This is a genomic window from Mucilaginibacter sp. 320_HR (assembly GCF_059691875.1).
On sequence record NZ_JCAWAI010000002.1, the window covers coordinates 938637 to 959287 of the forward strand.

General features: G+C 43.0%; 15 protein-coding genes and 2 tRNA genes. 9 read left to right on the forward strand and 8 right to left on the reverse strand.

Features of this window, described 5'->3' with window-relative positions; genetic code table 11:
• The first annotated feature begins 170 nt into the window (after positions 1–170).
• Both AC59GT_RS09775 and AC59GT_RS09780 read left to right on the forward strand, forming a co-directional pair.
• Positions 171–1433 carry a TCR/Tet family MFS transporter gene (locus AC59GT_RS09775; protein WP_497237468.1) on the forward strand — a complete coding sequence of 421 codons (1263 nt, stop codon included), beginning with the start codon at positions 171–173 and terminating at the stop codon, positions 1431–1433.
• Between the two features lie 56 nt (positions 1434–1489).
• Positions 1490–2758, forward strand: coding sequence for a TCR/Tet family MFS transporter (locus tag AC59GT_RS09780; protein WP_497237469.1), 1269 nt, complete (start codon positions 1490–1492; stop codon positions 2756–2758).
• Here AC59GT_RS09780 and AC59GT_RS09785 read toward each other — a convergent pair.
• Together AC59GT_RS09785 and AC59GT_RS09790 are read right to left on the reverse strand one after the other, a co-directional pair.
• Positions 2742–3335, reverse strand: a complete 594-nt coding sequence (locus AC59GT_RS09785; protein WP_497237470.1) for a DUF502 domain-containing protein — start codon at positions 3333–3335, stop codon at positions 2742–2744. The genes AC59GT_RS09780 and AC59GT_RS09785 overlap by 17 nt on opposite strands.
• A 14-nt stretch (positions 3336–3349) precedes the next feature.
• On the reverse strand, positions 3350–5815 hold the full coding sequence (locus tag AC59GT_RS09790; RefSeq protein ID WP_497237471.1) for a bifunctional UDP-N-acetylmuramoyl-tripeptide:D-alanyl-D-alanine ligase/alanine racemase: 2466 nt from the start codon (positions 5813–5815) through the stop codon (positions 3350–3352).
• A 57-nt stretch (positions 5816–5872) separates the two neighbouring features.
• Between AC59GT_RS09790 and AC59GT_RS09795 the strand changes: the two genes are divergently transcribed.
• The 4 genes from AC59GT_RS09795 (at position 5873) to AC59GT_RS09810 (ending at position 8047) form a co-directional block, all read left to right on the forward strand.
• The gene (locus AC59GT_RS09795) at positions 5873–6355 is read left to right on the forward strand and encodes a regulatory protein RecX (protein ID WP_497237472.1); all 483 of its coding nucleotides are present in this window, start codon (positions 5873–5875) and stop codon (positions 6353–6355) included.
• A gap of 112 nt (positions 6356–6467) precedes the next feature.
• Positions 6468–6543: transfer RNA gene (locus tag AC59GT_RS09800), tRNA-Gly, on the forward strand.
• A gap of 60 nt (positions 6544–6603) precedes the next feature.
• Positions 6604–6688, forward strand: a tRNA-Leu gene (locus AC59GT_RS09805).
• A gap of 273 nt (positions 6689–6961) precedes the next feature.
• Positions 6962–8047: a GAF domain-containing protein gene (locus AC59GT_RS09810; RefSeq protein ID WP_497237473.1), complete on the forward strand. Its 1086-nt coding sequence runs from the start codon at positions 6962–6964 to the stop codon at positions 8045–8047.
• Between the two features lie 78 nt (positions 8048–8125).
• Here AC59GT_RS09810 and AC59GT_RS09815 read toward each other — a convergent pair whose 3' ends face one another.
• Positions 8126–8629, reverse strand: coding sequence for a hypothetical protein (locus tag AC59GT_RS09815; RefSeq protein WP_497237474.1), 504 nt, complete (start codon positions 8627–8629; stop codon positions 8126–8128).
• Between the two features lie 121 nt (positions 8630–8750).
• On the opposite strand from AC59GT_RS09815, the gene AC59GT_RS09820 reads away from it, so the two are divergent.
• Positions 8751–9761, forward strand: a complete 1011-nt coding sequence (locus AC59GT_RS09820) for a hypothetical protein (RefSeq protein ID WP_497237475.1) — start codon at positions 8751–8753, stop codon at positions 9759–9761.
• Positions 9762–10104: 343 nt separating this feature from the next.
• Here AC59GT_RS09820 and AC59GT_RS09825 read toward each other — a convergent pair whose 3' ends face one another.
• From AC59GT_RS09825 to AC59GT_RS09835, 3 genes are all read right to left on the reverse strand, one after another.
• Positions 10105–10341 carry a hypothetical protein gene (locus AC59GT_RS09825; protein ID WP_497237476.1) on the reverse strand — a complete coding sequence of 79 codons (237 nt, stop codon included), beginning with the start codon at positions 10339–10341 and terminating at the stop codon, positions 10105–10107.
• 947 nt (positions 10342–11288) lie between these two features.
• Positions 11289–12053 (reverse strand): TIGR03915 family putative DNA repair protein, encoded by a 765-nt coding sequence (locus AC59GT_RS09830; protein WP_497237477.1) that lies wholly within the window; start codon positions 12051–12053, stop codon positions 11289–11291.
• A gap of 2 nt (positions 12054–12055) precedes the next feature.
• Positions 12056–13312: a putative DNA modification/repair radical SAM protein gene (locus AC59GT_RS09835; protein ID WP_497237478.1), complete on the reverse strand. Its 1257-nt coding sequence runs from the start codon at positions 13310–13312 to the stop codon at positions 12056–12058.
• 159 nt (positions 13313–13471) lie between these two features.
• Here AC59GT_RS09835 and AC59GT_RS09840 point away from each other — a divergent pair, with 159 nt between their 5' ends.
• A complete protein-coding gene (locus tag AC59GT_RS09840) occupies positions 13472–13744 on the forward strand; it encodes a UBP-type zinc finger domain-containing protein (RefSeq protein WP_497237479.1) in 273 nt (90 codons plus the stop codon).
• Between the two features lie 92 nt (positions 13745–13836).
• Here the strand turns inward: AC59GT_RS09840 and AC59GT_RS09845 are convergent, their stop codons facing one another.
• Positions 13837–16695: a M16 family metallopeptidase gene (locus AC59GT_RS09845; RefSeq protein WP_497237480.1), complete on the reverse strand. Its 2859-nt coding sequence runs from the start codon at positions 16693–16695 to the stop codon at positions 13837–13839.
• A 305-nt stretch (positions 16696–17000) separates the two neighbouring features.
• Between AC59GT_RS09845 and AC59GT_RS09850 the strand changes: the two genes are divergently transcribed.
• Positions 17001–18488 (forward strand): TonB-dependent receptor, encoded by a 1488-nt coding sequence (locus AC59GT_RS09850; RefSeq protein WP_497237481.1) that lies wholly within the window; start codon positions 17001–17003, stop codon positions 18486–18488.
• A gap of 771 nt (positions 18489–19259) precedes the next feature.
• Here the strand turns inward: AC59GT_RS09850 and AC59GT_RS09855 are convergent.
• On the reverse strand, positions 19260–20642 hold the full coding sequence (locus AC59GT_RS09855) for a 5-methylcytosine restriction system specificity protein McrC (RefSeq protein ID WP_497237482.1): 1383 nt from the start codon (positions 20640–20642) through the stop codon (positions 19260–19262).
• Between the last annotated feature and the right edge of the window lie 9 nt (positions 20643–20651).

The window sequence follows — 20651 nt, forward strand, 5'->3', positions numbered from 1 at the left end:
CTGAACTTGAATTTTAAGAATTGTTGGATTGGCAGAATGCTGTTGATGATAATTAATCCTTAAAATTCAGGTTCAGACTACAACGCTTAAATTAGCGATTCTGAAGGTGCAAATCCGGCTAATTCGGATGCAACTGTCTGGTTTTCGATTTTTTGTTACATCTTTACGGTATGGACTCTACAGCCCAAACCAAAAAACCTGCAGCCCTCGGCTTTATCTTTGTCACACTGCTAATTGATATTACCGGCTTCGGTATTATCATCCCAGTGTTTCCTAAACTTATTGAAAAGTTAATACACGGCGATCTTAGCTCTGCCGCGCAATGGAGCGGCTGGCTTCTGTTCTCCTACTCGGTAATGCAGTTTTTGTTTGCGCCGGTACTTGGTAACCTGAGCGACAAGTATGGCCGAAGGCCGGTATTGCTTGGCTCACTGCTCGGCTTTGCTATTGACTATTGCTTCCTTGCTTTCGCGCCTACTATATGGTGGCTTTTTGTAGGCCGTATAATAGCCGGGATAACAGGTGCCAGTTTCACAACCGCGTCAGCTTATATTGCAGACGTTAGTCCGCCTGAGAAACGGGCCCAAAACTTTGGAATAATTGGCGCGGCTTTCGGGCTTGGCTTTATTGTAGGCCCGGTGCTAGGCGGTATACTTGGTCAGTATAGTACTAAACTCCCCTTTTTAGCCGCAGCAGGATTAGCGCTCATCAACGCGTTGTACGGATATTTTGTATTACCCGAATCACTCGACAAATCACTTCGCCGCCCTTTCGAGTGGCGCAGGGCAAATCCGGTAGGTTCGCTAATGCAGCTGAAAAAGTATCCTGCGGTAAGCGGGCTTATTGCATCACTCATATTAATTTACCTTGCTGCACATGCCGTACAAAGCACCTGGACGTTCTTCACCATGCAGCGGTTTCATTGGACTGAATCGCTGGTGGGTTACTCGCTCGGCTTTGTTGGTGTGCTTTCCGGCTTGGTACAAGGGTTGCTCATTAGGGTAACTATACCCAAGCTGGGTCAAAAAAAGAGTATCATTTATGGCCTGTTACTTTATACAATAGGGTTGTTCTTGTTCGCATTTGCCAGCCAAAGCTGGATGATGTACGCCATACTGGTGGTTTACTGCCTTGGCGGTATTGCAGGCCCTGCTTTACAAGGCCTGATCAGCGGGCAAATACCGCCAAACGAACAAGGTGAGCTTCAAGGCGGACTTACCAGCTTAATGAGTGTAACCTCTATCGTCGGGCCTGTTATGATGACCAACTTGTTCGCATTATTTACCGGGAAAAGTGCGCCCGTGCATTTTCCCGGTGCTCCTTTCTTTGCGGGCGCTGTGCTAATGCTGTTAAGTACCATATTGGCTATACTAAGCTTTAAACGTGCAAGAGAAACCAAAAACGCGGCACCCATTGATCCCGCTGCACACTAAAAATCGTACTCTAATGAAACTTTCACTCTCTTATCTGTTCTAAGCAATATATATACATGGCAGATAATCAGGAGAAGCCGCAAAAACGGCACGGTGCGCTGGGATTTATTTTTGTAACGGTACTTATTGATACCATGGGGCTTGGCATTATCATCCCCATCCTCCCTACCCTTTTGGAGCAATTAGGGCACGTTGGCGTGAGTATGGCAAGCCAGTATAGCGGCTACCTTACTTTTACTTATGCCACCATGCAGTTTGTTTGTGCACCAATACTAGGCAACTTAAGCGACAGGTACGGCAGGCGGCCGGTATTGCTTATATCCCTGCTGGGCTTTGGTATAGATTACCTTTTCATGGGTTTTGCCCCATCTATACTCTGGCTGTTTGTAGGCAGGTTTATAGCCGGGGTTGCAGGTGCAAGTTCCACAACTGCCTCTGCATACATATCTGATGTGAGCACCGGCGATAAACGGGCCGCTAATTTTGGCCTGGTTGGCGCAGCTACCGGGCTGGGTTTTATACTTGGTATTGGTTTGGGTGGCTTTTTAGGCGGAGTTTATATCAGACTGCCGTTCTTCGTAGCGGCCGGCTTGGCGTTTATTAACGCCATCTACGGTTTTTTTGTACTCCCGGAATCACTTGATAAAGAGAACCGCCGTAAGTTTGATATAAAGCGCGCCAACCCTATCGGATCATTAGCGCGCTTACGTCATTATTCAACAGCAGTAAGCACACTTATCACGGCTTATACCATTGTTTACATCGGCCAAAAAGCAGTAGAAAGTGTGCTGCCGTTTTATGTTGTAGAGAAATTTAAATGGTCTGAAACCAGCATTGGCGCGCTTGGTATTTTCCTGGGATTGCTCATTGTCGGCGTACAGGGTGGCCTTGTGCGCTGGACCATACCCAAGTTCGGGCTACGTAAAAACATAATGGCGGGTATCGCATTTTACGGCATAGGGCTGGTATTGATATCATTCAACAATACCGCATGGCTCATGTATGTGTTTATGATTCCTTATTGCATGGGCGGTATTGGCGGCACAGCTTTGCAGGGGTTTATATCAGAACATGTTTCTAATAAAGAGCAAGGCGAGCTGCAAGGCGCGTTAACAAGCCTGGTAAGCGTCACCACCATTGTAGGTCCTTTAATGATGACTTCTATATTTCACCACTTTACAGCTAAAAGTTCTCCCTATTATTTCCCTGGGGCACCTTTCCTGTTGGGTGCTGTTATGATGGGCGTAAGTATATTGCTCACCATCCGAAGTTTCAAAAAGAAAGAGGCTATTCTGCTTCCTAAAGAAGTTAATCAAGCCCGCTAACACCACCGGAAATTACAAATTTCATTACATCAGCGGCACTTTGATCGATGTGTTTTACCTTATCAGCGGATATAATAACCACCTGCCCGGCAAAAGAATACGAGTACGGGAAGTACACCGCAACGTCGCCAGGTAAGCCTATCCTGGCCATGTCTTTCCGCACCAGGAAGCCAATCTTTTTAAGGCCGAATTCGTTTACCTCTACCAGTACCGGTTCGTTAAACTTCTTTTCTTCACCCACAAATGCTTCGGTAAGGTCCTTAATGGAGGAATACAGGAATTTGAACAATGGCAAGCGGTTAAGCCAGCGGTTGAACCAAGCCTTAATGGGATCGGTAATTACATTAGTAACCAGTACACCCGCTATCAGGATAATCACCAATACATTAACAATACCCAAACCGGGTATGTACATTGGCTTACCATCCTTACCCACCCAAAGGTAGTCGCTCAGGTTAAGGCTTTTATCTACTGTAGAGATTGCCCAGTAGATCAAAAAGAAAGCCGCGCCCAGGGGAACAACTATAAGCAGCCCCTTAACAAAGTAATTGAGCAGTATGCGTGCGAACCTTTTCATTTCGCAAATATATACTATTCGTAAAAGTACACCCGTTTAACCCGGTGAGAAATATTGGTGAGTATCTCATATGGAATGGTGCCGATCTGCCGGGCAAGCTCCTCAATACGTTGCTGCTCGTTAAACACAATCACCTCATCGCCTTCTTTTATATTAGGGACTTCGGTAATGTCTATCATACACATATCCATAGAGATGTTGCCGACGGTTGGGGCAAGCACACCATTTACCAGCATGGTACCAACGCCGTTGCCAAAAGCCCGTAAATAACCATCGGCATAACCTATACGTACAGTTGCAATAACGCCATCATTCTTCAGGCTGCCATTACGATTGTAGCCCACAGTTTCATTAGCAAGGAGCTTTTTTACTTGAGAAACCGTGGTCTTTAAGGTGGCAATCGGTTTTAAACCAGCTTCATCAGGCGATACCGCTGCATCTACGCCGTACAGGCCTATGCCCAACCGTACCATGTCGTACTGCGCGTTTGGCCAGCGGGTAATGCCTGATGTATTGCTGATGTGCCTCATAAAAGGATAGCCGAGCGCCTCTTCTATCTGCGCACAGGCCTTATCAAAAATGCCAATCTGTTTTAAGGTAAAAAGATCGTGCTGTTCGGCATCGCTGGCTACCAGGTGCGAGAAAACCGACCGTACATTCACATATTTGTTAATTTCAAGCAGGTCGCATAATGTCTCTACCTCAAAATCTTCAAAGCCCAGCCGGTGCATTCCCGTATCTATTTTTATATGGATAGGGTAATTGGTAATTTCTGCCTCCTGAGCATATTTTACAAACTCATCAAGCAATGTAAAGCTGTAAATCTCCGGCTCCAGCTTATAGGCTGTTAGCTTATCGTAAGCAAGAGGCTCAGGATTTAGCACTACAATGGGCAAGGTAATGCCACCTTCGCGCAGGTCTATTCCTTCGTCGGTATACGCAACGGCCAGGTAATCCACCTTGTTATATTGCAGCATGTTAGCCAGTTCGAACGTGCCGCTGCCGTAAGAGAAAGCCTTTACCATGGCCATCACCTTTACACCAGGGTTAAGCTTCGACCTGTAAAAGTTGAGGTTCCCCAAAAGGCTGTTAAGGTTTATTTCCAGTACCGTTTCATGGGCTTTTTGCACGAGGGCTCTGCTAACCTTTTCAAACTCAAAGCTGCGTGATCCTTTTATCAGGATGGTTTCGCTTCGTAAGTGAAGTTTAGCCATATCGCGCAACAAAGCCGATGTATCGGCATAAAAATGCATTTTGGGCACGTTAAAAAAGGCTTTATGCTCGTTTATGGACGGGCCCACACCTATAAAGCGTTCGATCTGCTTATCTTTTACCAAGTGAGCTACCTGCGTGTACAATTCCTGCTGCGTCAAGCCAGACTGAAAAATGTCTGACAGGATCAGCGTTTTCTTTTGATGCTGATTTTGCTGACTGAGGAAGTTAAGCGCAATTTCCAGCGACTGTATATCTGAATTGTAGGAGTCGTCTATAATAGAACAATCATTTATGCCGTTCTTCAACTCCAGTCGCATGCTTACTGCGGTAAGGCGTTCTATACGCTCGTCGGCATCGGCAGGGCTGTAATCCATGGCCAGCATGGTTGCCCAGCATACGATGGCGTTTTCTACGGCTGCCTGGTTGCGGAACGGTATCAAGCATTCTATTTCACTGTCTTTATAAATCGCCCTCAGGTAGTACTTACCCGATATAACTGTTTCACTAAATACATACAGATCTGCCTGCTTAAATTTGCGGCTCCAGGTAAAGCATCGTGTTTCAGTTTTCAGATCAGTTTTAACATTAACCAGTACATCGTAATTATGTACAAGCAAGCTGCAGTTTGTAAAAAGCTTTAATTTCTCCGCAAGTTTATCTTCGGCAGACTTAAAGCCTTCGTCGTGTGCGGTACCCATGTGGGTAAGCACACCTATGCTGGGCTGTATAACCGCTTCCAAAAGGTCCATTTCATTATAAGTAGAGATGCCAGCCTCAAAGATACCGAGTGTATGTGTTTCGTTTATCTGCCACACAGAAAGCGGTACACCTATTTGGGAATTATAACTTTTAGGATTACGAACAATATTGCCATCAGGGCACATAAGCTGGTACAGCCACTCTTTTACTATAGTTTTACCATTGCTGCCGGTAACGCCTATCACGGGAATATTAAACTGCGACCGATGATGAGCGGCAAGTTTTTGCAGTGCCGCAAGCACATTATCCACCATCAGGAAGTTTCCGTCAGGCATCATAAAGGTTTGCTGCTGCTTTACCACAAAGTTGCGCACCCCGGAAGCATAAGCATCCGCTATGAACTCGTGACCGTTACGCCGGTCGCTTAAGGCAAAAAACAACGAAGCGGCAGGGTTGGTAATTCTGCGGCTATCCGTGAGCAATACGCTTATTGAGTTGTCGTTGATGATGTCTCCAGAAGCATTGATGATGCTTTTAACCTCACTTACCGGGTAGGAATTCTGCATAGGACGAATTTGCTTATATTTATGTGAATAGAAGAATTTTTAGCTTATTTTGGTTTGATGGACGAACCTAAAAAGCAAAAAATTACAGACGAAAAAGTTGCTTTAGCTAAAGCCGAACACTATTGCGCCTACCAGGAGCGTTCGCAACAGGAAGTGCGCGACAAACTTTATGAATGGGGTTTATGGACCGCCGCTGTAGAAAACATCATCACCAAGCTTATAGAAGGCAACTACCTTAACGAAGAGCGGTTTGCCAAAGCTTATGCATTGGGTAAGTTTAATCAAAAGGCATGGGGAAAAATTAAGATAAAACAGGGGCTGCAATTGAAGAGAGTATCTTCCCCGCTCATAAAAAAAGCGTTGGCCACTATAGATGGAAGCGACTACATGGCTACGTTAACTAATATACTGGAGAAAAAAGCACCCGCTATAAAGGAGGTAGCCCCTTACAAACGCCGGTATAAACTGCAACAGTATGCCATAAGCCGGGGTTTTGAGAGTGAGCTAATTTTAGAAGTTTTGAAAGACAGCGACTTATAAAATAATTTAAAAAAGTTTTAAATTTTCCTTGCAGAGTTTCGTTTTCTGCCTATATTTGCACTCCCGCAAACGCAGTAAGGCACACGCCGAAAGCCAAGCAGGAAATACCAATGCGAAAGTAGCTCAGTTGGTAGAGCACGACCTTGCCAAGGTCGGGGTCGCGAGTTCGAATCTCGTCTTTCGCTCCAATCCCTTCCCGCCCGAAGGGATTTATTGTTAGAGGGTGAATATACCCGAAAACAACACCTGCTCAGATGGTGGAACTGGTAGACACGCAGGACTTAAAATCCTGTTCCCGTAAACGGAGTGCGGGTTCGATTCCCGCTCTGAGTACTAATGCAGAGTAAAATCGCATCAAAAGGCCCTAAAATCAATGATTTAGGGCCTTTTTTATTTCGAAGCCCTTCATCTATAGAATTAGCGACCGTTACTTAATTTAGCATCTCATATATATATAGCTATTTTATAGCAATACAGTTCTTAACAGCAGGGAGATATAGACAGCAGTTAAATCTTCTTTATAAGTATTTGAAATTTAAGGCCTGATAAATAAAGGTGTAGTAAAACCCTAAATCGCTTTAATACGTATTACGGATATATAGAATTATGCCTTTAAGAGAACTGGAACGGCTTGCAGCGGTAAATCGCTTTCTAAACTTAAATTTTAGCAAAGAAAATGAAGTTCAGGAACTGGTAAATCTTGCAGCAGAGGTTTGTAATACACCTATTGCTTTAGTTACGCTGCTTTCCGAAGACACTCAACATATTCGTTTTAAGGTCGGTCTCGACAAAAAGACGACCGCTAGGGAAGATGCCTTTTGTAATCACGTGATAACGCAGGATGATTTCATGATGGTTGGAGATGCCAGCCTGGATAAAAGGTTTGTTGACAATCCATTGGTAACAGGCGATCCAAATATCCGTTTCTATGCAGGAGCACCTTTAACCACTCAGGATGGTTATACGCTGGGAAGCTTATGTGTAATCGACAAAGTGCCAAACCAATTAAGCGACCTGCAACAAAAAACTTTGAAAGCGCTATCCAAACAGGTGATTCACCTGCTTGAATTTGATGTTAGTATAAAGTTACTTAAAGAACAGTTTATAGAAGCTAAGCGCTCCGAAATAGAGCTGCGCTCCTTCTTCGAAAGTTCAATTGACTGTCATTGGTTGCTTGGAAAGGAGTTTGAATTGCTAGCTTTCAACAAATCTTTGGAACGGCACATGTTTTCACAATACAATAAGGTATTGGAGCGTGGCAGGTCGATGGCAGATTACCTTACACCAGAGATACTTAAAGAATTTTATCTTAATTATCAGCGCGCCTTAAAAGGTACCGCGGCGTTTGAACAGCGACGAATCGATTATTCCAGCCGTACAGTTTGGTGGCTTATTAAATATGAACCCGCCTTTGATCCTGACGGTTTTATCATAGGCGTTTCTATCAATGCAACTGATGTAACAACAAGGGTCGAACATGAACATACGGTTAACCTACAGAACCAGTCGCTTCGAGAAATTGCATTTATTCAATCACATGAGCTTAGACGTCCTGTAGCTTCTATTCTTGGCTTAGTGAACCTTCTAAAAAACGATGAACGCCTGAAAGACATTGAAGAAATAACGCTTATGGAAAAAGCAGCCCTTGAATTAGACGAGAAGATACACCTGGTTGTGGGTTACACATCCTAATTCGGTTCGGCAATCGTTCTGAATACTTAAACGTGTTCAAGTTACAAGGGTGGCTTATATCAATAATTAAGAGATATATTAATTGCACACTGCTGCTGCAAATTCTTTGGTAGTATATGCTTTTAAAATCCGGCGGGAGGTGCCCAGCATTTCTGCGGCTTTGCTACCAGCAGGTATAATTTTTGCGTTCTCTATAACGCGTATTGGCCGACCGTCTTTTATGTAATAGCGATATTGCGTTCTCGTTACCTTACCAATAGCAGGCCCACCAACAATAGTTTCCAAACCAAAAAACATTTTACCTTTCTCATAATAATACTCGTTAACCCAGCTACCATCTCCTATTGAGCCCGACTCAATTATTTTAACTATTTCCTTCCCATTAAAATAGAAGTCCACTACCCCATCTTCCACACACCCTGGAGATTCGTAGGTAAAGTGCCGGGAGGATAGCTTAAGCTCAGATATAGCCTTATAATGTTGTCTGATAGCACTTATGTCAGCCGAACTTGCAGTTGATTGCGCAAAAGTTTTACCAAAGATGAATGAGATGATAATAATTAGCGTACTGATTTTAATCATATTTTTTCAGCTTATCAAGCACCTTTAACGTTAGGTTCGAGTTTTACATATACTCCGGGGCATCAAACATAACGATTAGTTAATTTCTTTCGTTTAACTTGCGGCACTTAAAATTACCTCTATGAAAAAACACCTTATTATTACTTACTTATCGCTGGTGATATGCCTGTTCTTTAACTTAAGTGCCAACGCGCAGTTCGGCGGACTTGGCAAGAAACTGTTAGATAAAGGCGCCGATGCTTTATCCGGCGGCGGATTAAACAAGATATTAAAACAGCCACAGGCTATTACCACAAGCTTTCAGGACGTTGATAAAAAAGGTTCTAAACCGCCGTCGTTTACCGAGGGGCAGCAGCCACAGCCACTCTACCTTTTACCCAAGGCGCCAACCGGGGGCTACAAACTTTGCGAAGGCTTTTACGAAATGACAAACAAAAGCTACTGCCTGCACGCGGGTACCCGCGGACCGAGCAGCGGGGACGGCTATATGCTGGCACCTGTGCTGGGACCAAAAAAGGATGTAGTAATATTGATCCTAAAGAGCGGCGAAAAGCACCCCGAAGTAACACAGCATAGCATACAAGTACTTCTTTGGGCTATAATTGCCCGCACCCGTTTTGTAGATATGGGTAACGACATTAAACTTACCGCAAGTACACTGTTAACACCACAACAATTGCTTATGCTGGAAGGTGGCGCTCTAGGCGTGTTACCGGCAAGCCTTATGGCGAAAGCTAAGGACCAATTACCGCCGGCTGTACAAAGCGTTTTTGAGGCAGAGAACAACATCCGCAGACTTGCGGCGTCGGGTTCGTCGTCTTATGAAGAAATGGAAAAATACGCTATACTGGCGGGACTTGCTCCGCAACCCGACCCTGAAGTACCATCAGGTATCTGGTCATTGCATCCCGATGGTTATTATATCCGTTTTATCCCCAGTGGTTACTCTATCACAAAAACACAGATTTATGTGCCTAAAGAATTAATAGCAGCAAAACCAGACCTTATTTACGATGCTCCGAATGGCATTGCCTGTCCGGCAAATGTGGGGTCGCAACGCCTTGCACAAACAAATGAGCCTTTACACCCGGACTATACTCTTAAGCTGAAAACCGTATGCTTTTCTAAATAACACTTAAGTAATATCCTAAACAAAAACGGCTACGAACATTAGTTCATAGCCGTTTTTGTATTATAAAGTGTCCCGCTTGGAAAGTGGGACAACCGGGACACCTAAAAAATACATGTAATTGATTAACAGTCAGTTACTAACTTATAGCGGGACACCCCGGGACAGTACAAATACTTTAAATAACAAATGCAGTTATATGATATACAGCGTCATACATCTATTTCACGTATTTTACAATAGCACGGTGGGACACTTGTAAACAGTTAGCTTGGGACAGCAAATTTATTTCAACATTCCACGGATTACGCGATGATCAGCAAAATTTGGTTTACTGATTAAAGGCTCAACCTGGGAGGTAAAATCCCCATACCAGATTGGAAAATTCACCGGCTGCAAAGGTGATAGTCGTTTCTCCGGCAGTAATGGTATATATATTCATGGTATGGTCCTGTTGGTAAATCGGATTTTTAACAGTAATCCATAACCGGGTGTTATTCCATTCGTGATCCCAAATGTTCAAGCCACTAATACGTAGTTCTTCTCCTTCAATAACCGACCGGTAATACACCCAGTTCTCCATCTAATTCAATATGTAGCTACATCCAGCAAGATGTGCAAAGGCTTAACTACCGCCAGTGTTACCCTATTTGCGGTGACTAAAAAATAAAAGGCCTTAAAACAGGAAAACGGAAGCCTGTTCTTGCGAATGGACATCCGTTTCCTAACTCTTGTGTTGGCCTTAGCCGCTTCAAAAGCATCAAGTTTTGTGTAAGTTAACCGACCCGATCTCATCATTGTTACCTGCAACACTGGCTAACCCTACTTCCCTGAAAATACTGATGACTCAAATGCTGACACATTGTGCGGACTAAATCTGTCTCCTTGCGAAGTTGACTGCATCTGTATCACAAGCTACCTTATCTGCACCAATCTCCTTGCGGACGCCGGTGAGCTACTGTCTCTGTGCGAATACCGATCATGCCATCTCCCGAGGGGAAGTCGACTCTGTCGTTACTTGTGCAACGCTGATGTACCGTATGTTTCGAAGAAACGCCGAGTTATCATTAATTGCAAACGCTGATTGCTTCAAGGTCATTATTTCCGATGCCGTTCTCCGTAAAGTTTTGCAACATCTATAATACCTTTTAACCATTATAAGGGATAATTTACTTTCGTATCCTTCCCTTTAATTGGCTCAGGCACTTCCCTGATCTTTAGTTCCCCCGGAGGTTCACCCGATTCAGTTTCTGTAATCCTGTAAGGCTGTCAAAGTACGTCGTTCTTGATATTTGCAATATCGGGACTTTACCCTATACGTGTCAAGACTTTTTTGAAAAAAAATTAATTTTGTTGTTAACAGGTTTTCCACACCTTACTACCACATCTTAACACATAGTTAATACTGAGGATCAACACACTAGCTGCGTATTCCACAAATAAGCTACAACAAACTTATTCACAGAATATAACAGAAGTCAAGAAAAAAGAAAAGATATATTTTAAAGAAAACGCGTAAAAACTCACAATTCAGATTTTTTCCGTTAAATGTTTCCAGTACCTTTTGGGGATATGACGCAGGTGAAGCTTGGTGTTTTTGCGGGATTTGATGTTGACATTGTTGAAATACGTTTTCCAAAGGTCCTGATATAAGGTCTCATCTTCTGTGAACGCTGCTGAAACATTGGCCGGATAATTTGCCTCTGAAAAATCCATCGTTATAAATTCGGTTTCGTGCAGATCATAATAGATGCCATAATGGCGCTTAAGGTCGTAAATCATCCATTTCTGATCGGCGTACCGGCTCTTAAAATGCCTGATGAGCAGCGGCAGCACATTAAAATCCGGCTCGATGGCACTGTAAAACGTCCCGTCCTGCAACTTCTGGAAACGAACAAAAGCTTCCATCCTGTGCTTTTCGCGCCTTATCATACGTACCAGTCCCGAAACACGCATTACATACCGGTTGCCGTAATCTTCCTCAATATTATCCTTTGTATCAAAAGCATATCGTATAAACCCTAGTAATGTAGAGTCCTCTCCTTCCATATCGGCCAAATGCGCTGCGTAAAGCCGCTGCACACCAATAGACGACAAGCGTTGTTTAAGCCCTTTTAATACCCTTTGCGCCCTTGCCTGGTCTGTAATTACCTCTTTAACGTCCTCAAACAAAGCACCGACTTCAAGGGGCCCTTTTTGCAGCTTCACCTTATCTAACTTATGTTCGTAAACTTCAAACACTGCGGTGAGCAAACCTTCAAACGTTCCGTCGTAAACTAAATTGGTTAAAGCCATGATTAAAATAAGCTAAGCTGCGACTGGCTATTTTTAAGATACTTGCTTTGCGATGAGGCCAAAATAAACTGCCTGATGTTGTTTCCGGTGAGGTCGCGCCGCTCAAATTGGCTGCTGTTACAGGTAATAAAGTATTTGGCTCTGTTTACGCTCACCCCTATCTTGCTCAGTTGCTCCCAGTTTAATTTACCAAACTTACGCGCGCTCACAATTTTTTGAGCAGACAACAGCCCTATACCAGGTACCCGGAGTATTAATTGAAGATCGTCCTTGTTTACATCTATTGGGAAAGCCTGCATGTTGCGGATGGCCCAGCTCAGTTTAGGGTCTATCTCCAGATCAAGGTGGGGCGAAGTATTATCAACAATTTCATCTACCCGGAAGCCGTAAAAGCGCATCAGCCAGTCCGCCTGGTATAAACGGTTTTCCCGCACCATCGGCACCGACGTATTTAGTGCAGGCAAGCGATTATCTGCCAAAACCGGTACATAGCCGGAGTAATAAACCCTTTTGAGGTTGAAGTTTTTGTAAAAGTAATTGGCAGATCTCAGCACCTCGCTGTCATTCTCGGGAGTTGCACCAATAATCATCTGCGTACTTTGGCCTGCGGGCGCAAACATGGGCGCCTTTTTAAAGAGCTTTTTTTCATCCTTGTTCTGGATAATGGCATGTTTAAGATAAGCCATAGGTTTTATCATGTCCTTTTGATCCTTATCCGGTGCAAGTAGCTTCAGCCCGGCTACAGTGGGCATCTCCAGGTTTACGCTTAATCTGTCGGCATATAAACCGGCCTCCTGCATTAACTCATCGCTAGCACCTGGAATTGATTTAAGGTGAATGTAGCCATTGAAGTTATGTTCGGTACGGAGTTTCTTTGCCACACGAACCAGTCTTTCCATAGTAAAATCGGCATTCTTGAATATTCCCGAACTCAGGAATAAACCTTCTATGTAATTTCTCCGGTAAAAATTTATGGTAAGGTCTACCACTTCCTGCACGGTAAAGGCGGCGCGTTCTATATCATTGCTCTTGCGGGATACACAATAAGCACAATCAAAAATGCAATGGTTGGTCAGCAATATCTTTAACAGCGAAACGCAGCGGCCATCCTCGGTATAAGAGTGACATATTCCATTACTGGCATTGCCCAAGCCTTTATCTTTATTTTGCCGCTTGCTCCCGCTGCTGGCACACGATACATCGTATTTTGCAGCATCAGCTAAAATGCCCAGCTTCCCGGTTATCCTATCCACATTCATGTTAAATCAAACTTACTAATATTTTTAGTAATTAATAAGCTTTACGCGGATATACTTAATCACTTATAAGAATACTTAAAGAGAGAATACATGAAGTTTTCTTGATAGACGCCAGTAGTATTACACCCTTTGATTATATTAGGGCTATATTTTACCCTTATGAACAACCCCGAACTTTGCCAGCACCTGCAGGCTATTAACGAAGTAAAAATTGGCGATGAACCCGTTTGTGAAGAGTGCATAAAACACGGCACCACATGGTTTCACCTGCGTACATGCCAAACCTGCGGACAAACGTTGTGCTGCGACCAATCGCCACAACAACACATGACCAAGCACTACCATGCCGACGGGCATCCGGTAATTGCATCGGCACAACCGGGCGAGCGCTGGCTTTGGTGCTATCCTGATGAGGAGTTTACAGAATACTAGAGTGCTACGGACTTATTTGTTGCCATATATTTAACAAAAAAAGCCGCCTTCAAATTACTTGAAGGCGGCTTGCGTTTTCATAGGGTTAAGTTTTACTGCTTAGGCTTGCCATCAGCATCAAGCTCAACAATTGGGTAACCCAGTTTTTGCAATCCGGGTAATATTCTTGCTTTATCGCCAACTACCAAAATCACCATCTTGTCGGTGTTCAGGTATTTAGCTGCCAATCGGTTTATTTCGGCCGGCGTAATGGTCGATAATATTTTGCTCTGCTCGTCTACGTAGGTAGGCTTAAGATCATAATCCTGTATACGTTGCAGGAATGCTGCCTTTTGCCCGTTGGTTTCATAACGGCGCGCGTCAGACTGGCCAATTGAAGTTTGAGTGAACTTTAACTCGTCGGCAGTAATGCCGCTTGCCTGGTAGTTGCGGATCTCTTTTATGAATTCAACTACCGAGCTGTCGGTAGCGGTAGCAAGTACACCTGCAGAAGCGGTGAAATCGCCACCGTATTTACCTGAGCTAAAGCCGGAACGTGCACCGTAGGTCCAGCCGCGTTTCTCCCTTAAATTAAGGTTGATATGGCTGTTGAACGCTCCGCCAAGTATGTAGTTGGCAATGCCCAACTTATAGTAATCGCCTGTTGCATCGTAGTTCAATTTATCCAGGTAACCAATACGGATCTCTGATTGTGCAGCACCGGGAATATCAACAATGTAAAGGGTTGTTTTATCGAAAGTTTTACCTTCAGCAGGTGTTGGTAAAGTCACTTTCTTGTCAGCCCAGTTATTCAGGAAAGCAAGGCTGCCGCGGGCGGTACCCTGGTTTACATCACCTACCACCACAATCTTAGTTTGAGATGGAGTGAAGTACTTATCGTAATAATCCTGTACATCCTGCAATGTTATACCGGCAACGGTTTCTTCGTTTCCGCCTGTTGCATAAGTACGCACGTTATCAGTACCGTATAGTATTTTGCTGTAAACAGTGGAGGCTACACCCGCCGGCTGCGTTTTAGCTTGCTTAAAGCCTTCCAAGGTTTGTTTCTTGATGCGGTCAAGGGCGTCCTGGGTAAACTTAGGGTTCAGCAGGCGCTCCTGTAAAAGCGTCATTGTTTTAGCCAGGTTTTTGGTAAGTGATGATACACTGATCGCTATTTCTTCATTACCGGCAAACACGCTAATGTTGCTGCCCAACTTGTCAAGTTCTGATGTAAACTGTTCCGCAGTGTAGTTTTTAGTATCCTCGTTCATCATACGGGCCACAATACCTGCAACGCCAGCCTTAGAAGGATTTTGAACTGCATACAATCCGCCACCTTTAATAGAGATGTTCATAGACACAGATGGGATCTCGCTATTTTGCGTACCGATGATGTCTATACCGTTTGGCGTTTTAGCTGTCCATATAGCCGGTACCTTTATAGCCGGGTTTGGACCTACGCCAGGCTTTGCAGCACGATCGAAGTTATCAGTGGCTTTTTTATACGTTAAACCATTATAGCCGTAATCAGGCGCCTTGTATCCGGCGGTGTTTACAGTATAGTTATCCGGAGCAACTGCCTGTACAGTACCGCCTTTTGGCAGTACACTAAGGATAACGGCAGGCTTTCCTTTAATATACTTGTTGTATACACGCATTACGTCCTCTTTTGTCACCGCACGGATATCAGCCAATTCGCGACCAATCTGGTTAGGCTCACCGGTAAGATATTGGGCTTGTGCCAGCTCAGATACTTTTCCGCTCACACTCGCCAAACCATTGATGTAGTTAGCCTCTGCACTTGCTTTAAAACGAACAAGAGCTTCATCAGAAACACCTGTTTTCTCAAACTCAGCAAAAGACTCTTCAATCAGCTTCTTGCTGTCAGCTAAGGTTTGTCCCGGGAATGGTACTACACGCAGCGTGATCTCGCCTGCAAGTTCTGTGTTAGACGAGCTCATTGAGGCTTGTGCCGCTTTGCGGGTCTTAACAAAGTTTTTGTAAAAAATGGAGTTACGCCCCTGTCCTATTATCTCAGATAACGCGTCCAACGGCGACATGTCCTTGTCATAAATTTTTACACCAGGATAAGTGATAGACAGCAAAGGCAGCTTGGCATAATTGTCGGTGTATGAAACGTATCGATCTGAAGTAAGTACCGGTGCAGGGAAAGAAGCGCTTTTTACCACAGGACCACGCGGGATGCTGCCGAAATACTTAGTTACCCATGCAAGTGTTTGCTTTGGATTAAGGTCGCCGCCGATAGTAATAGTGGCATTGTTGGGGCCGTACCAGCGCAGGAAGAAGTTTTTGAGGTCGTTTACACCAACTTTATTCAGTTCTTCGATATACCCGATGGTTAACCACGAATATGGGTGACCATAAGGATAAAGATTTTTTGAGGTGTATTCGCTTGCTAAACCGTACGGGCGATTATCATAGTTCTGGCCACGCTCGTTCTTTACGGTTGCGCGCTGTACTTCAAATTTTTGCTGAGTAACAGCGTCAAGCAGGAAACCCATACGGTCAGACTCCAGCCACAGCATTTTCTCCAACTGATTAGCCGGAACAGTTTCGTAATAGTTTGTACGGTCGCGGTTGGTAGAACCATTAAGCGTACCGCCTGCTTCTGTGATGATCTTAAAGTGATCGCCATTAGCAACGTGATCACTACCCTGGAACATCATGTGCTCAAAAAAGTGCGCGAAACCCGACTTACCAATCTCTTCGCGTGCGGAACCTACGTGGTAAGTTACGTCTACATGCACCAGCGGATCGGAATGATCTTCGGCGAGTATAACTGTTAGCCCATTAGGTAAAACATATTTTTCATAAGGGATCACCAGTTCGGTTCCCTTTTTCACCACCTTCTCTACCAGCTTTGGCTGGCCGGCGGTTTGCGCGGTTGCAGATAGCGCCATAATTGCTACTGTGGGCGTAAGCAACGCTACTTTTAAAGATTTGATCATATAAGTCAGTTAATTGAGTGCTTTTTGTGCAACTAAATACTTAGTGCATTACAGATGCTAATATTGAGAAAAATTGCCTGTGCACAAATTTATTTAACTATGAATAATTGTGTGTAACAGCTTTGTGACGGTTTATCATTGTGGCATTTACCAGCCATATTACAGTTATGATACCGTAATGATGTACTTTATGCAATAAACTCGTAATTTCGTGTATATTTTAAAACGCGGGTACAAATTCTCTTCTGTTGCGCGTTTTAACGGAAGCACCGTTCATTTATTCAGGCAATACTTAAACAGCTAATATGGCAGCCATTCACAATAAAGATATTGGAACCAAGCAAAAGGCCCTGGCCATTAACCTCGACCCAAGTATCTACGGCTCCTTTGCAGAGATCGGCGCTGGCCAGGACGTGGCAGCAAACTTTTTCAAAGCCGGTGCATCATCAGGAACTATTGCTAAAACCATGTCCGCTTATGATATGGTCTTTTCAGATGCAATCTATGGTGCACAGCCGGGTCGGCGTTACGTAAGTGAAAATCGGCTCATGGCCATGCTGGAGCGCGAATATGACTTGCTAATAGAACGTCTTGCCACTCAACGTGGAGACAACACTACCTTTTTCGCTTTCTCGGATACTGCTTCGGCGCTTAATTACCATAAAACGAACGAAGGCCACGGCTGGATGGGCGTACGCTTTCAGCTAAAGCCCAACGGCCCGTTTAATGATGTTGTGCTGCACGTAAAAATGCTGGATAATGACAATATACTACAGCAGCAGGCAGTGGGTATATTGGGCGTAAACCTGATATATGCGTGCTTTCATTATAACGACAACCCACCTGTGTTCCTGCTCTCGTTGATGGACGATCTGTCACGCGACCGGATACAAATAGACATGATCCGCTTTGAAGGACCGGACTTTACCCATGTAGATAATCGTTTAGTGAGTCTTCACCTGGTTAAATATGGCTTCACTGACGCAGCCGTTTTTGGCCCTGATGGCAAGAACCAGCAACCATCGGAAGTACTATATAAAAAGCATATCGTAGTTGTGCGTGGCAGGTTCAGGCCGCTTATCAACGTTCACCTTGATATGCTGAATACCGGCGTGAAGCAATTTATGCAGGAGGCTGACGTTGATAGCTCGAACGTGGTGGTGATTAGCGAGCTTACGTTACAAGCCTTGAAGGAGCGCGACGCTGACCCGCTTGCGGAGATAGATGAAAAAGACTTCCTTGATCGCGTTGATATACTTTGTTCATTAGGGCAAACAGTATTAATATCTAACTTTCATGAGTATTATAAGCTTGTAGCCTACCTGTCTAAAATCACAAAGCTTAAGATGGGTGTGGTGTTAGGCTATCCTAACCTGGAGTACATATTTTCGGAAGTGCATTACCAGGATTTGCCCGGTGGTATTCTGGAATCATTTGCCACTTTGTTTAGTCGTAAGGTTAAGCTATTTATCTACCCTACCCTGCGCGACGGAATAATATGGAACTGCCTCAGGTTTTATCCGCCACCACACCTTATAGACCTTTACAGATACCTTATTGCTAACAACAAAATAGAAGACATCAGGCATTATAACGAAAGCAACCTGAGTGTAGAAACGGATAAGGTATTACAATTAATTAAACAAGGTGCTGAAGGATGGGAAGAACTGGTCCCTGCCGAAGTTGCTGCTATTATAAAGGAACGATCGTTATTTGGTTACAATCGCCCTGCGGCTTTAACAGACAACAACGAAGCAGCCACACAACAGGATAATGTTGCTACTGTAATTTAAGGTAAAAAGCTTCTTCTCTTTAATTAGGGATAACTATGCCGCTAGCTAAAATTATTTAACAAACAGCAGGTTGCATTTTACACACTCACGAATTTTCAAGGTGTTTAACTTCCGCTGTTAGCAGGCACCTACAACACTAACAATGTATTACTTACAAAAGAAAAGCTGAAAATACCTTAGTCACTGGAGAACAGCAGTTGGTTATACTTATAGGTTTTGCATTTATAGTTGCAGCGCCACTTGCGTGGTATTACATGAACCAATGGCTTCACAATTACGTTTATTGTATTAATATAAGCTGGTGGTTGTTTGCGGTAGGCGGAATAACTGCGTTAGTTATTGCACTTGCCACCATAAGTTTTCAGGCAATTAACGCAGCAACGACAAACCCTATTAAAAGCTTACGAGACGACTAATCAACTAACGTGTAATAGCATCATTATCCTAAAAGTACCATGGTCGTAAGCCGGGGCGCACGCGCATTTACACCAAATAGTAACAAATAAAAGATGTTACAAAGCAAAAAGCCCTGTAAACTTACGTTTACAGGGCTCATCCGACTGTTGTCGGGATGGCAGGATGCATCCACAACGCTCTAAATTATTGATTATCAAATACTTTAATCACACCATATAGACGAGGGTGTGATTTAGGGCATTTTCTGAAACTTCTAAGGAACTATTTCGCAATCACTGGCTTTTTATTTGCTGTCAATGCTTATCAAAAATACTGATAAATTCACACTGTGACAAGTCAAATTCATCCGGTATTTTAAAGATACGGCAACCGAATACCTAGCTTAAAAACTTTTTTATAAGCTTCGATAGTTTTTCTGTTACCCATTTCCAATTGATATGTATTGGGTAGATTTCCAACTTCGGGATATATGATTAAACAATCAATCATTTCCGTTGAGTCTTCAGGTTTCTTTAATTCTTTATAAACCTTACTTAACCTTGCGTAGCCAGCGACTTGTCTTATATCTTGATGGATATGGCTACTGCGATAGTGCATTTTATATTTAGCATCTATAACCATTTGACTATTTTCCTTTATAATAAGAAAATCCAAAATGTTACCATACGTAGCTAACTGAAATTTGATTTCGTGTTCGTTAAAAACAGTTAATAAATGCCGAAATACATACAATTCAAATAATTTGGTCATATCGACCCAAAAAGGTGGTGTCGATATATTATTTGTGGCTGTATTACTGATGTTGTAGGAAAAGCGCTTTAAAATAAAACTACCGATCTTAATAGCTTCTTTATATTCTTTGAAAAATGGATTGTATTTGATGTTTTTTAAATTACTACTGGTAATATCATCATTTACTAACTCAAAAGCCGGGTGACAATAGTTGATTAGTTGTTCCAGATTAATTTTGTTTTGACCTAAAATGTTTGAGTTCTGATGAACGTAGTTACTACAAAACATGAGCACTTTCTTCAAAAATTTATTTTCTTGATGATCTATCCCAAACTCTTGGTATTCACAACAAATTTTAGTGAATCGATTTTTTAATACGTTTTTTTTTATGTGCGTACCAATTAGTATTTTACCTTTTACTCTGTTGTTTAAATTTTCTTGTACCTTATAATAAGATTTTTTAAGCCCTTTACGGGCAATCTGTTTTAGAAGATTTAAAAACTGAACTACTAAAAAAGGAGTTAATGTATCATCTTTTTGAGTAATAGGGATTTGCTTTTTGTCCCAATCTATAAAAACTAAATCATCTGTATATTTTGATACCGCAGGATGGCTGAAAGCGTCTAATAATAGCTTTAAATAATCTAGTTCTGCATAATTACTATCTGCATCTAGATCTTTGGGGTGTTCTTCAATCGGTATTTCACTTTCGTCTGTCTTGTTATTATTAATTTCATCTTCAAACCTCTGAAGTAGGATGGTGTTTAACTTAGGCTTAACCTGTATAAAATGTTCATCCTCAATTAACCAATCTACACCTACAAAATAATCAGCAGTTAAACAAAGTGCTTCTTCGCTAACTCTAATTTGATAGCATTTCCGTTTTTCTTTTTTAGATGGAAATTCGAAGGGAATGATTGATTCGTATTTTTTTGAATCATATTTATGATGAATGTTAAATGGGCAACATACCAACTCTTTATGTTCGCTTAGTAATATTTCCATTTTTAGAGA

Bases quoted from the DNA above. Each gene is read 5' to 3' on its own strand.
- AC59GT_RS09775 (WP_497237468.1), top strand. From the start codon at position 171: ATGGACTCTACAGCCCAAACCAAAAAACCTGCAGCCCTCGGCTTTATC.
- AC59GT_RS09780 (WP_497237469.1), top strand. From the start codon at position 1,490: ATGGCAGATAATCAGGAGAAGCCGCAAAAACGGCACGGTGCGCTGGGA.
- AC59GT_RS09785 (WP_497237470.1), bottom strand. From the start codon at position 3,335: ATGAAAAGGTTCGCACGCATACTGCTCAATTACTTTGTTAAGGGGCTG.
- AC59GT_RS09790 (WP_497237471.1), bottom strand. From the start codon at position 5,815: ATGCAGAATTCCTACCCGGTAAGTGAGGTTAAAAGCATCATCAATGCT.
- AC59GT_RS09795 (WP_497237472.1), top strand. From the start codon at position 5,873: ATGGACGAACCTAAAAAGCAAAAAATTACAGACGAAAAAGTTGCTTTA.
- AC59GT_RS09810 (WP_497237473.1), top strand. From the start codon at position 6,962: ATGCCTTTAAGAGAACTGGAACGGCTTGCAGCGGTAAATCGCTTTCTA.
- AC59GT_RS09815 (WP_497237474.1), bottom strand. From the start codon at position 8,629: ATGATTAAAATCAGTACGCTAATTATTATCATCTCATTCATCTTTGGT.
- AC59GT_RS09820 (WP_497237475.1), top strand. From the start codon at position 8,751: ATGAAAAAACACCTTATTATTACTTACTTATCGCTGGTGATATGCCTG.
- AC59GT_RS09825 (WP_497237476.1), bottom strand. From the start codon at position 10,341: ATGGAGAACTGGGTGTATTACCGGTCGGTTATTGAAGGAGAAGAACTA.
- AC59GT_RS09830 (WP_497237477.1), bottom strand. From the start codon at position 12,053: ATGGCTTTAACCAATTTAGTTTACGACGGAACGTTTGAAGGTTTGCTC.
- AC59GT_RS09835 (WP_497237478.1), bottom strand. From the start codon at position 13,312: ATGAATGTGGATAGGATAACCGGGAAGCTGGGCATTTTAGCTGATGCT.
- AC59GT_RS09840 (WP_497237479.1), top strand. From the start codon at position 13,472: ATGAACAACCCCGAACTTTGCCAGCACCTGCAGGCTATTAACGAAGTA.
- AC59GT_RS09845 (WP_497237480.1), bottom strand. From the start codon at position 16,695: ATGATCAAATCTTTAAAAGTAGCGTTGCTTACGCCCACAGTAGCAATT.
- AC59GT_RS09850 (WP_497237481.1), top strand. From the start codon at position 17,001: ATGGCAGCCATTCACAATAAAGATATTGGAACCAAGCAAAAGGCCCTG.
- AC59GT_RS09855 (WP_497237482.1), bottom strand. From the start codon at position 20,642: ATGGAAATATTACTAAGCGAACATAAAGAGTTGGTATGTTGCCCATTT.